Origin of the sequence: Pseudonocardia halophobica (assembly GCF_050948485.1) — a bacterium.
Taxonomy (GTDB): domain Bacteria; phylum Actinomycetota; class Actinomycetes; order Mycobacteriales; family Pseudonocardiaceae; genus Pseudonocardia; species Pseudonocardia halophobica.
Map to the genome: position 1 here is coordinate 1,919,383 of NZ_CP192046.1, position 16,344 is coordinate 1,935,726.

The 16,344-nt window shown below is 74.7% G+C and carries 15 protein-coding genes; 6 read left to right on the forward strand and 9 right to left on the reverse strand.

Annotation, left to right across the window (positions count from 1 at the left end; genetic code table 11):
- Positions 1 to 26 precede the first annotated feature (26 nt).
- Positions 27 to 1,046 carry a PHP domain-containing protein gene (locus ACQP04_RS09245; protein ID WP_433506641.1) on the forward strand — a complete coding sequence of 340 codons (1,020 nt, stop codon included), beginning with the start codon at positions 27 to 29 and terminating at the stop codon, positions 1,044 to 1,046.
- A 13-nt stretch (positions 1,047 to 1,059) separates the two neighbouring features.
- Here ACQP04_RS09245 and ACQP04_RS09250 read toward each other — a convergent pair whose 3' ends face one another.
- The gene (locus ACQP04_RS09250; RefSeq protein WP_433506642.1) at positions 1,060 to 1,461 is read right to left on the reverse strand and encodes a cupin domain-containing protein; all 402 of its coding nucleotides are present in this window, start codon (positions 1,459 to 1,461) and stop codon (positions 1,060 to 1,062) included.
- Positions 1,462 to 1,659: 198 nt separating this feature from the next.
- Here ACQP04_RS09250 and ACQP04_RS09255 point away from each other — a divergent pair, with 198 nt between their 5' ends.
- Positions 1,660 to 2,613 carry a glycoside hydrolase family 16 protein gene (locus ACQP04_RS09255; protein WP_433506643.1) on the forward strand — a complete coding sequence of 318 codons (954 nt, stop codon included), beginning with the start codon at positions 1,660 to 1,662 and terminating at the stop codon, positions 2,611 to 2,613.
- Between the two features lie 120 nt (positions 2,614 to 2,733).
- Here the strand turns inward: ACQP04_RS09255 and ACQP04_RS09260 are convergent, their stop codons facing one another.
- Both ACQP04_RS09260 and ACQP04_RS09265 read right to left on the reverse strand, forming a co-directional pair.
- Positions 2,734 to 3,690 (reverse strand): carbohydrate kinase family protein, encoded by a 957-nt coding sequence (locus tag ACQP04_RS09260; RefSeq protein ID WP_433506644.1) that lies wholly within the window; start codon positions 3,688 to 3,690, stop codon positions 2,734 to 2,736.
- Positions 3,691 to 3,736: 46 nt separating this feature from the next.
- Positions 3,737 to 4,180, reverse strand: coding sequence for an SRPBCC family protein (locus tag ACQP04_RS09265; protein WP_433506645.1), 444 nt, complete (start codon positions 4,178 to 4,180; stop codon positions 3,737 to 3,739).
- A 61-nt stretch (positions 4,181 to 4,241) separates the two neighbouring features.
- Between ACQP04_RS09265 and ACQP04_RS09270 the strand changes: the two genes are divergently transcribed.
- Together ACQP04_RS09270 and ACQP04_RS09275 are read left to right on the forward strand one after the other, a co-directional pair.
- On the forward strand, positions 4,242 to 5,240 hold the full coding sequence (locus tag ACQP04_RS09270; protein WP_433506646.1) for a CobW family GTP-binding protein: 999 nt from the start codon (positions 4,242 to 4,244) through the stop codon (positions 5,238 to 5,240).
- Positions 5,241 to 5,290: 50 nt separating this feature from the next.
- A complete protein-coding gene (locus tag ACQP04_RS09275; protein WP_433506647.1) occupies positions 5,291 to 6,400 on the forward strand; it encodes an alpha/beta hydrolase in 1,110 nt (369 codons plus the stop codon).
- Positions 6,401 to 6,402: 2 nt separating this feature from the next.
- Here ACQP04_RS09275 and ACQP04_RS09280 read toward each other — a convergent pair whose 3' ends face one another.
- The gene (locus ACQP04_RS09280) at positions 6,403 to 7,320 is read right to left on the reverse strand and encodes an ABC transporter substrate-binding protein (RefSeq protein ID WP_433506648.1); all 918 of its coding nucleotides are present in this window, start codon (positions 7,318 to 7,320) and stop codon (positions 6,403 to 6,405) included.
- Positions 7,321 to 7,535: 215 nt separating this feature from the next.
- Here ACQP04_RS09280 and ACQP04_RS09285 point away from each other — a divergent pair, with 215 nt between their 5' ends.
- Entirely contained in the window at positions 7,536 to 8,129 is a 594-nt protein-coding gene (locus tag ACQP04_RS09285; protein ID WP_433506649.1) for a hypothetical protein, read from the forward strand.
- 19 nt (positions 8,130 to 8,148) lie between these two features.
- Here ACQP04_RS09285 and ACQP04_RS09290 read toward each other — a convergent pair whose 3' ends face one another.
- Positions 8,149 to 8,982, reverse strand: a complete 834-nt coding sequence (locus ACQP04_RS09290; RefSeq protein ID WP_433506650.1) for a DUF427 domain-containing protein — start codon at positions 8,980 to 8,982, stop codon at positions 8,149 to 8,151.
- Positions 8,983 to 9,479: 497 nt separating this feature from the next.
- Here ACQP04_RS09290 and ACQP04_RS09295 point away from each other — a divergent pair, with 497 nt between their 5' ends.
- Positions 9,480 to 9,803 carry a hypothetical protein gene (locus tag ACQP04_RS09295; RefSeq protein WP_433506651.1) on the forward strand — a complete coding sequence of 108 codons (324 nt, stop codon included), beginning with the start codon at positions 9,480 to 9,482 and terminating at the stop codon, positions 9,801 to 9,803.
- Here the strand turns inward: ACQP04_RS09295 and ACQP04_RS09300 are convergent.
- From ACQP04_RS09300 to ACQP04_RS09315, 4 genes are all read right to left on the reverse strand, one after another.
- Entirely contained in the window at positions 9,746 to 10,966 is a 1,221-nt protein-coding gene (locus ACQP04_RS09300) for a DUF222 domain-containing protein (protein ID WP_433508336.1), read from the reverse strand. The genes ACQP04_RS09295 and ACQP04_RS09300 overlap by 58 nt on opposite strands.
- 745 nt (positions 10,967 to 11,711) lie before the next feature.
- Positions 11,712 to 12,515: an enoyl-CoA hydratase/isomerase family protein gene (locus tag ACQP04_RS09305; protein ID WP_433506652.1), complete on the reverse strand. Its 804-nt coding sequence runs from the start codon at positions 12,513 to 12,515 to the stop codon at positions 11,712 to 11,714.
- 69 nt (positions 12,516 to 12,584) lie between these two features.
- Positions 12,585 to 13,535, reverse strand: coding sequence for a cation diffusion facilitator family transporter (locus ACQP04_RS09310; protein ID WP_433506653.1), 951 nt, complete (start codon positions 13,533 to 13,535; stop codon positions 12,585 to 12,587).
- Between the two features lie 66 nt (positions 13,536 to 13,601).
- Positions 13,602 to 16,337 (reverse strand): LuxR C-terminal-related transcriptional regulator, encoded by a 2,736-nt coding sequence (locus ACQP04_RS09315; RefSeq protein WP_433506654.1) that lies wholly within the window; start codon positions 16,335 to 16,337, stop codon positions 13,602 to 13,604.
- Positions 16,338 to 16,344: the final 7 nt, after the last annotated feature.

Here is a 16,344-nt window from a genome sequence, read left to right on the forward strand (position 1 = left end):
GCGACGGAGCTGCCAGAATCGCGGCCGTGAGCGACGCACGGGACCCGGTGGGCGACCTCCGGCGGATCGCGTTCCTTCTGGAGCGCGCGCACGAGTCGACCTACCGCGTCCGGGCCTTCCGCACCGCGGCCGCGGCGCTGCGCGGCAAGGACGTCGAGCAGCTCGCCGCGCTCGAGCGATCGGGGGAGCTGCGGAAGCTCAAGGGGGTCGGCGACGTCACCGCCCGGTGCGTCGCCGAGTCCCTGCGCGGCGAGGTGCCGGTCTACCTGCGGCGGCTGGAGGCCACCGAGGGTGTCGAGCTGGACACGGCGGCCGCCGACCTGCGGGAGGCGCTGCGCGGCGACTGCCACAGCCACACCGACCAGTCCGACGGGGGCTCCCCGCTGTGGGAGATGGTCGAGACCGCGATCACCCTCGGGCACGACTACCTCGTCGTCACCGACCACTCACCGCGGCTCACCGTGGCGAACGGGCTGTCCCCGGAGCGGCTGCGGCGCCAGCTGGAGCAGATCGCGGAGCTCAACGCCGGGCTCTCGGGCTTCCGGGTGCTCACCGGGATCGAGGTCGACATCCTCGAGGACGGCGCGCTCGACCAGGAGGAGGACCTGCTCGCCGAGCTCGACGTCGTGGTCGCGAGCGTGCACTCCAAGCTGCGGATGCCGCGGGACGAGATGACCGAGCGGATGCTCACCGCCGTCGCGAACCCGTACGTCGACGTCCTGGGCCACTGCACCGGCCGGATGGTCACCGGGAACCGCAAGCGCCCCGAGTCCGAGTTCGACGCCGACGCGGTGTTCGCCGCCTGCGCCGAGCACGGCGTGGCCGTCGAGATCAACTCCCGGCCGGAGCGCCTGGACCCGCCGAAGCGGTTGCTGCGGCTCGCGGTCGAGGCGGGCTGCGAGTTCACCGTCGACACGGACGCGCACGCCCCCGGCCAGCTCGACTGGCTCGACTACGGCTGCACCCGGGCGGTGCAGTGCGGCGTGCCGACCGAGAAGATCCGCAACACCTGGGGGCTGCAGGACCTGCTCGCGGCCCGCGCCTGACCCGGCCCCGGGCTCAGCCGGGATCGGCCAGCTCGAAGTCGTCGAAGTCGAAGCCGGGGGAGACCACGCAGGAGACGAGCGCCGGCTCGGTCCCGAGCAGCCGCGCGGACTGCCACGCACCGGCCGGGACGAGCTGCTGCGGGGCGTGCGCCTGCAACGTCCAGGAGGCCCCGGCCTCGGGCTGCTGCCCGATCCGGAGGTCGACGGCCGAGCCCGAGTGCCACAGCCAGAGCTCGCTCGACCGCACCCGGTGCCACCGTGACTCCCCGTCGAGCAGGTACAGGATCGCCGTGGCCGTCGGTCGCGGACCGTGGTCGGTCTCGACGGTCACCGGCGAGGTCCAGGTGCGGCGGTACCAGCCGCCCTCCGGGTGGGGAGCCAGGTCGAGGGCGGTGGCGAGGGCGGGTGGCGACACGGCTCGAGTCTCGCGGTCCCCGCCGGCCCTGTCACGTCCGGTGATCACGAACCGTCACCTGCCGTGACGGATGTCGGGCCGCGGCTGCGGTGGGTGCACGAACGGGCGGTACCCGACCGGGTGGCAGGGCTCGCGTTGCTCACGATCTGCGGTGAAATGAGCGCAGTCCTGATGCACGAGTGACGAGAGGTGCTGGCGATGCGGTCGTCCGGTCTGGTGCGAACCCTGGCCGTCGCGGTGAGTGGTGCGGCGCTGCTGACCCTCACCGCGTGTCCCGCCAGCGCCTCGCAGGCCCCGGAGGTCCCGGGCGGGCCGTCGTCGCGGGGCACGGCGGCCCAGGCCGCGGCGTCGCAGTGCCCGCAGACCGCCGCGGACGCCTTGGGCTGGGGCACCCCGACCCGGCAGGCGGACTTCGAGGGCACCGCGCTGCCGCCGGACTGGCACCCCTACGGACCCGAGCCGGGCCACGACGAGAAGGGCACCCGGACACCCGAGGCGATCACCGTCGCGAACGGCCAGGTCACGGTGAGCGGCGACGAGCAGGGCAACACCGGCGCCATGAGCTGGCACCCCGGGCAGCGGTACGGCCGCTGGGAGGTGTGCGTGAAGTCCGACCCGGGCCCCGGCGGCTACCACCCGGTGCTGCTGCTGTGGCCGGTGAAGGAGGACTGGCCGGTGGGCGGCGAGATCGACTGGATGGAGATCAGCGCCGACGACCGGCAGAGCACGGACTTCTTCCTGCACTACGGCGCCGACAACTCCCAGGAGAGCGGCTCGGTGCGGCACGACGCCACCGAGTGGACCGCCTACGCACTGGAGTGGACGCCGGAGAAGATGACCGCCTACCTCAACGGCAGGGAGTGGTACTCCACCACGGAGACCAGCCACTTCCCGCCCGGCGCGATGAACATGACCGTGCAGCTGGACCTGTTCCCGCCCGCCGGCGGCAGCACGGCGATGCACCTGGACTGGGCGAAGCAGTGGTCGCTGCCGGAGAGCGTGCCGGCCGAGCTGTCGCTGGCGCCGGGTGCGCCGGCCACCGGCCAGCCCGAGCTGCACCCCGAGCGCACCCCCAAGCCCGTGTCCGAACTGCCGGCGTCGCCGCGGCAAGGGACGACGCAGGGCACGAACACGCCGCGGCAGGGCGGCTGACCCCTGGACTCGTGGGTGGCGGGGCGAAAGGTACTGGGGCCGTCCCGCCACCTACGGCCTCGTGGACGGCGGCGGTGCTGGGGAGCCCTCGCCGCCGTCCACGCTGGATCGTGCCGCCGCTCAGTGCAGGGCGGCCCGCAGCTCGTCCGTCGTCGGCGGCTGGGCGCCCCGCCGCGAGCAGGTGATCGAGGCCGCGGTCACACACTCCTCGAGCACCTCGTCGAGGGTGAGCGCGGGCACCGAGCGCAGGACCTCGCGCCGGGCGGGTCCGAGCAGGTCCCGCGCGTGCAGGGCGGCCAGCAGGGCGGCGGAGAAGCTGTCCCCGGCGCCCACGGTGTCGACGACCTCGACGGCCCGGCCCGGCATCGACGTCCGGATCCCGGCCGCCGTCGCCGCGAGCACGCCGTCGCCGCCCAGGGTCACGGCGACCACCGCCGGCCCGCGGCCCGCCCAGTCGTCGAGCACCTCGCCGGGTGGGACGTCGGGCAGCAGCCAGCGGAGGTCCTCGTCGCTGACCTTGACGAGGTCGGCGATCGCGAGCATCTCGTGCACGCCGCGCAGCACCTCGGCAGGATCGCCCATGAGCCGCGGCCGGCAGTTCGGGTCGTAGCTCACGGTCGCCGAGCCCGCGGCCTTGGCCAGGAGCTCGCGCAGCACCGCGGCGCCGGGCTCGACGGTCAGCGCCAGCGAGCCGGAGTGCAGGGCGACGATCCCGTCGAGCGCGCCGGTCAGCTCGTCGGGCGTCCACTGCCAGTCCGAGGTGCCGGCGATGCGGAAGTCGTAGTCCGCGACCCCGTCCGGCCCGACCTCGACCAGCGCCAGCGAGGACTGCTCGGGCGCGTCGATCACGTGGGACAGGTCGACGCCGTTGCCCTCCAGGTGCGCACGCAGCCGGCGGCCCAGGAAGTCCGACCCGAGCCGGGCGAGCATCCGGGCGGGCACGCCGAGGCGCGCCAGGCCGACCGCGACGTTGGCGGGGCTGCCGCCGGGAGCGAACTCGAAGTACCCCTCGGCGGGGGCGGGGACGACGTCGACCAGCGCCTCGCCCGCGACCGCGATCACACCGTTGTCAGCCACGCCGACAGCGTGCCAGAGGTCGGGGCCCGATCTCAGCTCCCGATGCTCAGCCGCCGACCTTGGAGGCCAGGTTGGCCAGCACGCCGTCGTAGATCCGGGTCAGGCCCTTCGGGGCGAAGGTCCGCTCGAAGAACCCGCCGATGCCGCCCGCGCCGTTCCACGTCGTGGTGATCGTGACCAGGCTGGCGCCCTCACCGGCCGGCGCGACCCGCCACGTCGTGACCAGCGAGGAGTTCGCGTCCGTCTCCACCACGGTGTCCGGGGTCGGCTGCGTGACGTCGGCCTTCACGTGACGCACGCGCTTCTTGGTGGCGTGCAGCTTCCAGGTGGCCGAGGTGCCCTCGCCCTGGCCGCCGGTCAGCACCGCGTAGTCCGTGAACTGCTCGGTCAGGATCTCGGGACGGGTCTGCGTGTAGTCGGCGACGGCCGCGCGGACGGCCTCGACGGGGGCGGGGACGGTTCGCTCGGCGGTCGCGGTCACCTGTGCCATGTGCCCATCCTGCCCCGGACCCGCGGGGCGCGGCCGCAGGGGCGCCTGGTAACTCTTCTGGATGCGGAGGATCCCGGTCGTGGTCGTCGCCGGTTTCCTCGGCGCGGGCAAGACCACCCTGCTCAACCACCTCCTCGCGCACTCGCTCGACGCCCGGATCGGGGTGGTGGTCAACGACTTCGGCGCCATCGGGATCGACGCCATGCTGGTCGGCGGGTCGGACGCGATGGTCTCGCTCGGCAACGGCTGCCTCTGCTGCGCGGTGGGGGAGGACGGCGTCGGGCCGCTGCTCGACCGGCTGACCCGCCGGCGGGACGAGATCGACGTGATCGTGATCGAGGCCAGCGGGATCGCCGAGCCCGGCACGCTCGTGCAGCTGATCCTCGAGGCGGCCAACCCGCACCTGGTCTTCGGCGGGCTGATCGAGGTGATCGACGCCGTCGAGTTCGAGGCCACGCGCCGGCGGCACCCGCAGGTCGACATGCACGTCGGGCTGGCGGACCTGCTGGTGCTCAACAAGGTCGACCGGGTGGACCCGGGGAAGGTGTGGCGGGTCCGGCGGCTGCTCCGCGAGGCCAACGGGCCGGCCCCGATCGTCCCGGCCGAGCACGGCGTCGTCGATCCCCGGCTGCTGTTCGACATCGAGGTCGTGCCCGGTCGGCAGCTGCTGCTCGGCGAGCAGGTCGGCGACCACGCCGACCACATCCATGCCGCGTACGACAGCGTCTCCTTCACCTCCGACGCCCCGATGGACCCGCAGCGGCTGCGGGACCTGCTCGACCGGCGGCCCGCCGGCGTCTACCGGATCAAGGGGTTCGTGGCGTTCGGCGTGCCGGGGCACCGGCAGAAGTACGTGCTGCACACGGTCGGTCGGTACGTCCGGTTCCGCCGCGCCCGCTGGGAGCCCGGCGAGCCCCGGCGCACGAGCCTGGTGCTGATCGGCGCGGGGATCGACACCGCCGCCGTCGAGGCCGAGCTGGCGGCCTGCGTGGCGGACGACTCGTCCCGCACGGACGCCGACGCCATGCTCCCGGTGCTGCGGTTCACGTTCGGGGCGTGAGCCGCGCGCGGTCCCCGCGGCGGAAGGCTACCCGGGCGTAACATCGGTGTGTGATCGCGCGCTCCGTGCGGGTCCTCGGTCTGCGACTCGCGTTCCGGTTCCTCTTCGGACTCCCGCGGCCGCTGAAGAGGCTGCTCGCGGGGTCCGAGGTGTGCCTCGAGGGACAGCTCCTCGATCTCGACCTGCAGCTGCTCAACCGCGCCGGGGAGTGCCTCGCGCGGCTCACCGCCGCGAGCGGGCAGCTGGGCGCGGCGGCCCTGGCCGAGCAGCGCCGGCAGGCGGACGACGCCGCCGAGCTGGCCGCCGAGGGCCCGTTCGACGACGTCGTGACCCGGGACCTGGAGGTCGCGGGCGCCGAGGGCCCGATCCCGGCCCGGCTCTACACGCCACCGGGCCCGCACGGTCCGGCCGGCCGCTCCGGCCTGCTCGTCTACTTCCACGGCGGCGGGTTCGTGCTGGGCAGCATCGCCTCCGCCGACCCGCTCTGCCGGCTGCTCGCGGCGCAGGCCGGCGTCCGGGTGCTGTCGGTGGAGTACCGGCTCGCGCCCGAGCACCCGTACCCCGCCGCGCTCGACGACGCCCTCGCCGCCTACCGGCACACCCTCGCCCACGCCGAGGACCTCGACGCGGAGAAGACGCTGGTCGCGGTGGGCGGCGACAGCGCGGGCGCGAACCTGGCGCTGGTCGTCGCGCACGAGCAGGCGGTCCGCGGCGAGCCCGTGCCCGCCTTCGTCGTGGCCCTCTACCCGGCGACGGACGCCGACCGGACCGGCGGCTCGCGCGTCGCGTTCGGCTCCGGGTTCGGGATCAGCGCCGAGGTGCTCGCCGCGATGGAGCAGATGTACCTGCCCGACGGCGTGCCCGCCGACGACGACCGCGGCGCCATCCTGCGCGCCGACGACCTGTCCGGCATGCCGCCGGTCTACCTCGCGACCGCCGGCTTCGACCCGCTGCGTGACGAGGGGGAGGAGCTGGCCGAGCGGCTGCGTGAGGCCGGTGTCCCGGTGGTCGCGCGGCGGTTCCCCGGGCTCATCCACGGCTACGCCAGCTTCACCGCGATCAGCCGGGCCGCCCACGACGCCACCTTCGACGCCGCCAGCGCCCTGCGGGCCGGGCTCGCGCTGGCCGACCGCGAGCCCGCCCCGCTCCGGACGGTCTGAGCTCAGGCGGTGGCGTGCGTGCCCAGCTCGTCGAGCACCTTGTCCGCCGCGATCGGGCCGATGCCCGAGTACCACAGATCGTCGGACACCTCGTGCGCCCGGCCCTCGGCCACCGCCGGGATGCCCCGCCACAGCGGACCGCCGAGCACGCTCGCCTTGTCCTTCCCGCCGGCCTCCCCGTAGGAGGCGAAGAAGAGGCGGTCGCCGTCGGCCTGCCCGATCTGTTCCGCCGAGACCTCGGCGAACGTCCCCGGGACGCGCTGGCTCGCGGGCCGGGCCAGACCGGCGTCGGCGAGGATCGTGCCGATGAAGGAGCCCTCGCCGTACAGCCGGACCGAGCCGCCGGTGAAGCGGACCATGCTGATCGTGGTGCCCGGCGCGAAGGTCGCGCCGACCTCCTTCGCCTTGGCCCGGTACTCGGCCAGGATCCGCTCCGCCTCGGCCTCCCGGCCCAGCGCCTGCCCGGCGACCTGCAGGTTCTCCCGCCACGCCACGCCGACGCGCTCCGCGAACACCGTCGGCGCGATCGCGCTGAGCTGCGGGTAGAGGGCCTCGTGCCGCACCTTGTTCGACAGGATGAGGTCCGGCTTCAGGCCGGCGATCGTCTCGAGGTTCAGGTCGGACTGGGTGCCGATGTTCGTGACGCCGGCCGTCCGGTCGTCGAGATAGCTCGGCAGCGGGCCGTTCGCGACGGGCGAGGTCGCCCCCACCGGCGTGACGCCGAGGGCGAGGACGCTGTCCAGCTCGCCGGTGTCGAGCACGACGACGCGCTGCGGGGCCGCGGGCACCTCGGTGGTGCCCATGGCGTGGGTGACGGTCCGGGCGCCGGCGGACCCGGCGGGGGCGTCGGCGGACGATCCGCACGCGGCGAGCGAACAGGCCAGGACGAGCCCGGCCAGGACGGACAGAAGGCGGCGCACCCACAGCTCCTCAGGTCGTGAAGGTTTGGCTGACCTTACCGGGCCGATCGGACGTCCCGCGCTGTGACCGAGCACTCTCACGTTCCGGTGAGGGGTCGGTCACGTTTCCGCGTCGTAACAGGCCGCTCCTCAGTTCCGATGAATGGCGTGGCGGCGCTCTACCCCGGCGCGAACGCCGCCCTCCTCCCCGGTGCGACCAGCAAGAGCAAGAGGCAATGAGCACGTTCCCCGGCGACGCGTCCGTCGACTTCGTCAAGCAGGCCCCGGCCGACCGCCTGCCCACCCTCGTCCGCACCCGATCGGGTTACCGCGTCTTCGATCCGGCGCTGATCGCCGGAACGCATTACCAGATCGACGACACCGGCACCCTCGTCTGGACTCGGCTACCCGCCGGCTCGACGGCCCTCGCCGTCCTCGCGGTCGGGGCCGTGTCCGGGCTGCTGCTGGGCGACGGCTGGCTCCTCACGCTGCTGTGGGCCGCCGTCGGCGTCCTGGTGGGCACCGGCTTCGCCGGGCTCGCGCTCACGCTCGTCCACACGATCGACAGTCCCGAGCGCCGCTACCGCCACCGCACCTGCGGCGCCCCGTTCTCGCAGGACGTGACGGACCGCGGGTCGCGCGCCTGGGAACTGTGCGTGCAGGCCGAGCGCCTGGCCGCGACCAGGTCGTGGGTGGCCGGCCGGGTCGACCGCGAGCGCCAGCTGCCCGAGCTGCTCTGGGCGGGCGTGCTGGGCTCGGGCTGGGCGGCCGAGGAGATCGGTCGCATGGCCAATCCGTCGACCGGGCCGGACCTGCGCGCCCCTGCTTGATCACGGCCATGGGGCCTGATCACGACCACGGGGTGACGGGGCGTTCCTGACGGCGCCCGTCGACCACGACGTCGGTCCGCTCGGTGAAGAAGCACACGAGGTCGCGCACGTGCGCGGCCTCGTGCAGCGGGTCGGGGTAGGTCCAGGCCAGGTCGGGCACGGGGCGGTCGCCCACGGTCACCGTCCAGTAGGACGCCTCGCCCTTGTACGCGCAGCGCGTGCGGGTCGCGGTCGGCTCCAGCGGCGCGACGACGTCCTCGCGGTGCAGGTAGTACCGGGTGGGGAGCATGGTCTCGAACAGCAGCACCGGCCGTCGCGACTCGGCGAGCAGCACGCCGTCGAGCTCGAGGCGGACGTGCCGCGACGAGGTCAGGACGTCCACGCGGTGGAACGGGTCGCGGGGGTGCGAGACGTTCGGCTCGTCCTCCTCGAACCAGGCGTCGAACGCGTCGAAGTCGAGGACCACGTATCCGGCAAGATCGGGGTCGGCGAGCCGGAGCCCCGCAGCGGGCCGGCTGCCGGAGTCCGTGACCACGTCGACCGGCCGGCCGTCGGCGGTGTGCACGGCGAAGGGCACGGACGGGTCCAGCACCGGCCGCTCGGAGACCGAGGCCAGGGTGACGCCCTGCGGGATCTCGCTCTTCGGCACGTCGTCGGGCGCGAGGTGCCCCGCGATGTCCTCCTCCGGCACGGCGTAGCTCGGCACGACCCGCCGCGGCTCCCACAGCAGCAGCGCGCGCATGGAGTCCACGACCGTTTCGCCGCCCAGCTGTGCCCGGATGCGCTTCGCCACGGGCTCGTGGCGGGTCTCGTCGAGCGCGGCGAACAGGGCGGTGTGCTGCAGGACGCTCATGCCCGACCATCCTCCTCGGGAAAGCCGATGAAAGCCGGTGGTGGTCACCCGCCGCGTCCGGGGTGGGCAGCAGGCGATCGACGACCGCCACTCCCGAACCCGTTCAGGCCGCGCGCCAGGGCGAGCCGGCCCGCCCCCGCTGGGGATTCCGCTCGCTGCGTCAGGGGCACTGCCGACCGACGGGTCCGCGGGGGTTGCCCGCCGTGTCAGAACGGCGCCGGCTCATCGAGATCGGTGACCGGTGGCGGCGGAGGCCGAGGCTCCTCGGGCGGTGGAGGGCGCCAGACCACGAACAGCGAGTCGGTTCCGGCCTCGTCGGGGTCCTCGTCAGTGTCGGACGGGCAGCAGAGGTCCTCGCCCGGCGTTCGGGGGAGGGGTGGCGGCAGCGGTGGCAGGAGCGGTTCGGCGCGCGTCCGGTAGATGCGGCCGAGCGGGCTCCGCCAGACGAAGACGCCGGGCTCGGGCTGGGTGAGCGTCCAGCCACGGTGCTTCAGGCCGTGATCGTGACGGCAGGCGGGGCCCAGGTCGTCGGCGGTGGTGCGGCCGCCACGGGCGTGGTCGTGCGTGTGGTCCAGGTCGGCCTTTCGGGCCGGCGTCAGACACCCGACGAAGGTGCAGTGCCGGTCGCGGAACTCGACGTGGCGGCGCAAGCCGGTGTGCGGGAACCGGGCGGCCGGGTCGTCGTCGAGGTCGCGGCCGCGAGCGGCCAGGATCTCGGCCAGGACGGGCCGCCACGATGGTGGCAGCTCGCTGTCGGGGCCGGTCAGACGCGCGAGCAGACCGGCGTCGACGAGCAGGTCGACCAGACCCGGGGCCTCTGACGATGTCGTGTTCTCGGCCGGCGCGAGATCGTCGGCACTGGGACGGGTCCGGAGCGCGCCTGCATGAACGAGTCGCCCGTCGGGCCCGGTGACGGCGTAGCGCCAGGGCGCCCGTATCTGGTCGGCCGCGACCATCCGGGCCCGCGAGGCCGGGAGCGGTCCGAGGTTCGGCAGGGTGGCCGGGCGGTCGTCGAGCCCGAGCAGCGTGCCGAGCGAGATCTGCAGGTGGACGCCCCGCCGCGGATTCGGCGGTTGCGGCGAGGCCTCGGCCGGTCCTGCGTCGGCGGTCCTTGCGTCGGTCTTCTCTGCGGGAACGGTGCCCGCGGCGGCCGTCGCGGCGCCGGGCTCTGCCTCGTTCGTCGTTCCGGCCTCGCCGTCGTCGGTGGGGGAGACACCGGGGTCGAGGAGGAGGCGTGGACGATCTCGTCGTCGCTCAACGTGTGCAGGGTGCCGTCGAGGAAGCCGGTGAACAGGTCGACCCGGATCTGGTCGAGCGTGCCGGGGTGGCCGCAGCGGCGGATCCGGTGAGCGAGGTGGTCGATCCGTTCGACCGCGGCGTCGGCGGTCTCGGGAGCGACGCCGCTCGCGGTGATCGTAGCGGTGCCGTCCTCGGTGACGTACGCACCGACTCCGCGGCGGGCGTGGGCGCGGCGGAAGAGCCGCTCGTAGTGGTCCGGGTCGATCTCCATGATGAGCCGCCGTAGCCGGCGGGAGATCTGGCTCGTGGTCCACCGCGGCGCCCGCGGGAGGACGAGCGCGCAGAGCTGCGCGATCTGCGCCGGAGGAAGGCCGGCGAGATGACGCACGAAGACGGAGGCCTTCGGCGGGTCGATCCGGCCCTCGTGCAGCGCCGCAAGGACCCGAGGCAGCTCCCTCACCAAGGTGCACGCCTCGTCCGACCAGCCGTCCGCAGCGCGCCGGGTCCAGGCCAGGGCCGCCCGCACCTCGTCCGTCCAGTCCAGGTGCGGGTCGGGGAGATCCTCGGCGGAGTCGGGCGCGGTCGGATCGGCGTACCCGACGGCGACCATGGCGCGGTAGAATCCGGCCCGGGTGTGGCTGTCCTGGCGGTGCCACGCCTCGAGCACCGTCGACCGCTCCGCCGCCGGCGCTGCCGACAGCTCGATCTCGGCCAGCGCAGCACCGAGCTCCGGGCCCGGCGGCATGTCCGCCAGCCCGGCCGGAAGACACTCGGTCAGCTGCACGGATCGAACATATCTTCGACCCCCGACAGAAACGGGCACTTCCAGCTCTCGGGCACTGATCACTTCCGCGACCGCAGCGAGACGAGGGGCCGAGGTCGGCTCCGGCCGGACCCACGTTCAGCGGCCGCCGCTGCCCGACCGGGACGCAGGGGCGCACCCGCATCACCCACCCGGGCACACACCGCCCGTTCCCCCGGCGCGCTGCCCTGAGTCGCCGCATTCCGTTCCCGGGGGTGGGGACCGTGCAGAGACCCTGCGGAGCGCTCGCCGTGCTTCTCGCAGCGTGCCTCCTCGCGGGATGCAGTACGTCTGTCACAGGCCCGGCCCGTCGCCGCCCCGCTCCCGACGCTCGCCTGGGGCGAGTCCACCGCTTCACCGACGGCTTGACGATCACCGCGGCAGTTCCCGTCGAGCGCGGCGGCGGTCCGAACAGCCGGCGCGTTCAGCTTGTGCTCACCCTGCGCAACGACTCGCCGAGCGAACTCCCGGCAGCCCGGGTGGCGGCGGGCAACACCACTCTGCGCAGCGAGCCGGCACGCCTCCGACGACCCGACCGACCACCTCCCGCGTGGTGCCGAACTCCGGGCGCACGGACATGGCGGCGTGCGACATGCTCGACGACGGGCCGGGTCTACTGCGCGGGCCCGGGGCGCCGAGGAGACGATGCGCCGCTACAACGGCGGCTGAGCGCCCCCGGCACCCACCCTCAGTGCCGCTTGTACACCGGAGGTCGCTTCTCCAGGAAGGCGCGGGTGGCCTCGTCCCGGTCCTCGGTGAGGGCGGTGAGGATCTGCTGGCGGTTCTCGAACTCCACCGCCCCGACGAAGCTGGGGTTCTCGACCGAGGCCCACATGCCCTGCTTGGTCATCTCCACCGAGAAGGGCGGGTTGAGCATGATCTCGGCGGCCTCGGCGTAGGCGGCCTCGAGCAGCTCGGCGGGGTCGACGAGGTGGGTGACCAGGCCGATCCGGTAGGCCTCCTCGGCGGAGCAGCGGCGGCCGGTGAGCATCAGCTCGTGGGCGCGCCCGGTCCCGACGATCCGGGGGAGCAGCCAGGACAGTCCGATGTCGCACGCCGAGAAGCCGGCCCGGATGAACCCGACGGCGAACAGCGCGGAGGTCGACGCCATGCGGATGTCGCTGGCCAGTGCGAGGGCGAGCCCGCCACCGGCGGCGGGCCCGTTGATCGCGGCGATGACCGGCTGGGGGAGCTGGTGCAACGAGACGGCGAGGTTGGCGATCTGGCGCTGCCGCGTCAGCCCGTCGATCGGGTGCCGCTGCCGGGCCGGCGGGTGGGGCTCGTCGTCGTAGTGGGCGAGGTCGAGCCCGGCGCAGAACCCACGACCCGCCCCCGTCAGGATCACCACCCGGCACGACGGGTCGGCGCCGATCTCGGCGAAGACGGTCGTGAGCTCCGCGACCGTACCGGCGTCGAGCGCGTTGAGCTGGTCGGGGCGGTTGAGCGTGAGCTGGACGACGCCCTCCCGCGGGCGGTCGATCTCCACCGGCATTGCGGTCCTCCTCGCGGCCTGAACGAACGAACGTTAAACGACCGACCGGCCGTGGAGGAAGAGCGGGCGTCAGGGCGTGGCGTCCCCCACCTGCTCGCCGAGGTGCACCGGCCCGTGCGGGTCGGCGCAGTGGTCGTCGAGCGACTCGTCCTCGGAGTGGTCCACCTGCAGCGTGGTGTGCGACAGGCCGTGCTCCTCGCGCAGCACGACCTCGATGGCCCGCTGCACGTCGTGGCAGTCGGCCTCGGGCCGGACGAGGACGTGCGCCGAGAGCGCGGCCTGCCCGGAGGTGATCTCCCAGACGTGCAGGTCGTGGACCTCGGCCACGCCCGCGACCCCGGCGAGCCGGGCACCGAGCGCGTCGGGGTCGACGCCCCGCGGCGCGGCCTCGAGGAAGATCCGCCCGGACTCGCGCACCAGGCCCCACCCCGCCTTGGCCATCAGCGCCGCGACCACCAGCGCCGCGATCGCGTCGGCCCGGTCGAAACCGGTGAGCACGACGACGAGCCCGGCGACCGCCGTCGCGACGAAGGCGAAGAGGTCGTTGAGGATGTGCTGGAACGCACCCTCGACGTTGAGGCTCGACCGGTCCGCCCGGCTGATGCACCACGTCGCAGCCAGGTTGACGACGATCCCCACCAGCGCCGTGACCAGCACGAGCAGGCCCGCCACCTCCGGCGGCGACAGCAGCCGCTCGATGCCCTCGTACACGAACCACACCGCGAGCAGCAGCAACGTGATCCCGTTGGCCTGCGCCGAGAGGATCTCCGCGCGCAGCAGGCCGTAGGTGTAGCCGCCGCGGGCAGGACGGGCCGCGAGCCGGATCGCGACGAGCGCGAGGACGAGGGACGCGGCGTCCGTGAGCATGTGCGCCGAGTCGGAGATCAGCGCCAGCGAGCCCGCGAGCAGGCCGACGACGAACTCCCCGACCATGAACACGAGGATCAGCGCCAGCGCCAGGCCGAGCCACCGCCGGTCGGTGCCGACCCCCACGCCGTGCCCGTGCCCGTGGGCTCCCATGCGCGCACCGTAGGACCGCGTGGCGCGGCGCGGCAACGGCGGGCGGTCAGGCCGGCGAGGTGGGGCTCAGCCCGTCGACCGCGGGAAGTGTGCCGCGAGCTCCGAGCGCGACCGCACCCCGAGCTTCGCGTAGGTGCGCGTGAGGTGGAACTGGACCGTCTTGACCGACAGCAGCATCTCGGCGGCGACCTCCTTGTTGGTCATGCCGCCCGCCACCAGGCCCGCGACCGTCCGCTCCTGCTCGGTGAGGGCGTCGAGGTCGTTGTCGTGCAGGCGGGAGCCGGGTCGGCCGGTCTTGAGCTCCCGGTCGCAGCGCTCCATGTAGACCCGCGCGCCGAGGGCGGCGAACCGCTGCCGGGCGGTGGCGAGGACCGTGGCCGCGTCCCGCCGCCGACCCGCCCGGCGCAGGATCATGCCGTGCGCGAAGTCGACGCGCGCCTTCTCGTAGGGCAGCGGCAGGCCCTCGAGCCGGGCCCGGGCCGCCACGAACGCCTCCTCGGCGGCGGCCGTGTCGCCGCGCGCGCCGAGCAGCCGGCCACGGACGTAGCCGAGCCGGGCGGCCGCGGACCGGTGCCCACGCCGTCGGACGAGCTCCTCGAGCGGGCGCAGGAACTCGTCCGCCTCGCCGAGCCGGTCGGTCACGACGAGGGCGTTGGCGTACAGGTCGTGCCAGGCCCAGAAGCCGGGTTCGTCGAGCCCGCCGCGCGGCGTCCGGGTGGCGAGCGGGGCGAGGTGCCGGACGACGGCGTCGTAGTCCGAGGCCGCCTCCGCCACGTGCGCGCGGGCCAGCAGGGCCGGCACGGTCATGACGAGGTAGTCGTGCTCGGCGGCCGTGCCGAGCTCGACGTGCCGGGCGGCCTCCTCGGCGTCGCCGCGCAGGGCGTGGACCTGCGCGCCCGTCCAGTGCACCAGTGGCCGGAGGAGCTCCAGGTCCGTGGCACCGAGCAGCAGCCGGGCCTGGTCGACGTTCTGCAGCGCGCCGGACCAGTCGCCGAGCGCGAACCGGGTGCGCGCCAGCCAGCACAGCGCCCACAGCAGGATGCGGTTGGACCCGCCCTGCCCCACGCCCGCGACGGCGTACTCCAGCTCGCGCCGCGCGGCCTCCGGCTCGTCCTGCGCGAGGAGGAGCCAGCCCAGGCCCATCCGCGCCCGCTGGTGCTGCGGGCCCGCCGGGCTCTCCCGGGTCGCGGCGCGGTACGCCGTGAACGCCTCCTCGATCTCGCCCTGCGCGGCGTACCCGAGCCCGACGATCGCGCGCGTCTCCACCGCCGCCGGCGAGCCCGGTTCCGCGTGCTCGATCGCCCGCCCGGCCCACCGGACCAGCTGCGCGCCGTCCCAGTCGGCGAGGGCGTGGAGCACCTGCCGCTGGCAGATCCGCGCCGCGGCGGCCCGGTCGGTGCCGCGGCTGCGCCAGGCGCCGTCGAGGTAGGAGGTGGCCTCGGCGCGGCGGCCGCGTTGGATGGCGACGTAGGCCAGGACGGCGTCGCGCCGGGCGCCCGGCGGCAGGGCCTCGACGTCGGACAACGCGTCGACCGCCTGCCCGAGCAGCCCGGCCCCGGCGAGGGCGTCGACGGCCTGGAGCAGCCGGTCCTCCCGGTCGGCGCGGCTCGGGCTGATCCGGCTGGCGTCGACGAGCGCCCCGGCGACGACCGCCCACGCGCCCTCGTCCGCCTTGCGGCGGGCCAGGTCGAGCAGCTCGTCGGCCAGGGCGGCGTCGGGCAGCGGGGTGGCCTCGACCCGGTGCCGGAGCCGCTCGGTCTCGTCCCGGACGACGGCGGCGGCGCGCTGGTGCAGGTCGTGCCGGCGGGCAGGGGCGAGCGTGGCGTGCACGGCGCCGCGCACGAAGCGCCCGGGGAAGGTCAGCGTGTCCAGCCCGTGCCCCGCGGCGGGGGAGAGGAGGCCGGCGGCGAAGGCCTCGTCGAGCGCGGCGATGGGGTCCGCGACGCCGCCGAGCTCGGCGGCCTCGGCGAGGATCGGGGTGTTGCCGAGGACGGCCGCGGCCTCGACGAGCGCGCGCGCCGGCGGCGACGCGGCGTCGAGGGCGGCCTCGACGCGCTGCCGCACGGAGGTGGGCGCGGGCAGCCGTGTCTGCCAGTCCGACCATCGCATGGGCGGGCTGTCGCGCAGGATCTCCAGCAGGTACCGGGGCACGCCGCCGGTGTGCTCGCCCAGCCGGCGGGCCACCGGGATCGGCAGGTCGATGCCCGCGGCGCGGGCGGCCAGCAGCCGGGTCTGCTCGGAGGTCAGGGGCGCCATCCGGATCCGCTGGCCGGGCAGCCGGTCGAGGACGTCCCGGGTGTCCGGGTGCGCCGGGACGTCCGGCCCGGTCCGGGCGGCGAGCACGACCAGGAGGCACCCCTCGGTCACCCGGACGACGGCCGACGCCACCGCCTGCAGCGAAGCCGGGTCGGCGGCGTGCGCGTCGTCGATCAGCACCGCGAACGGGTCCTCCGCGGCGCGGGCCCGCCAGCACTCGGCGAGCGCCTCGCCCCACGCGCCGGGATCGACGGATCCCGTGCACCGCACCGGGTCCAGCCGCCGGACCAGCGCGCCCGGCCGCCCCGCCTCCCACGCCAGACCCTCGGCCCGGACGGTCGCGAGGGCGGGCCGGCGGGCGAGGAAGCGCCGCAGCAGCGTCGTCTTCCCGATCCCGGGTACGCCCTCCAGCACGACGACGACGGGGGTGCCGGCGGCGGCGTCGGCCAGCGCCGCGTCGAGCCGGGCGGACTCCGCCTCCTGCCCGACGACGTGCGCCGGCTCCCCGCCGTCCCCGCCGGCGCCGTCGGCGACCCGCCTGCTCATGCCGTCA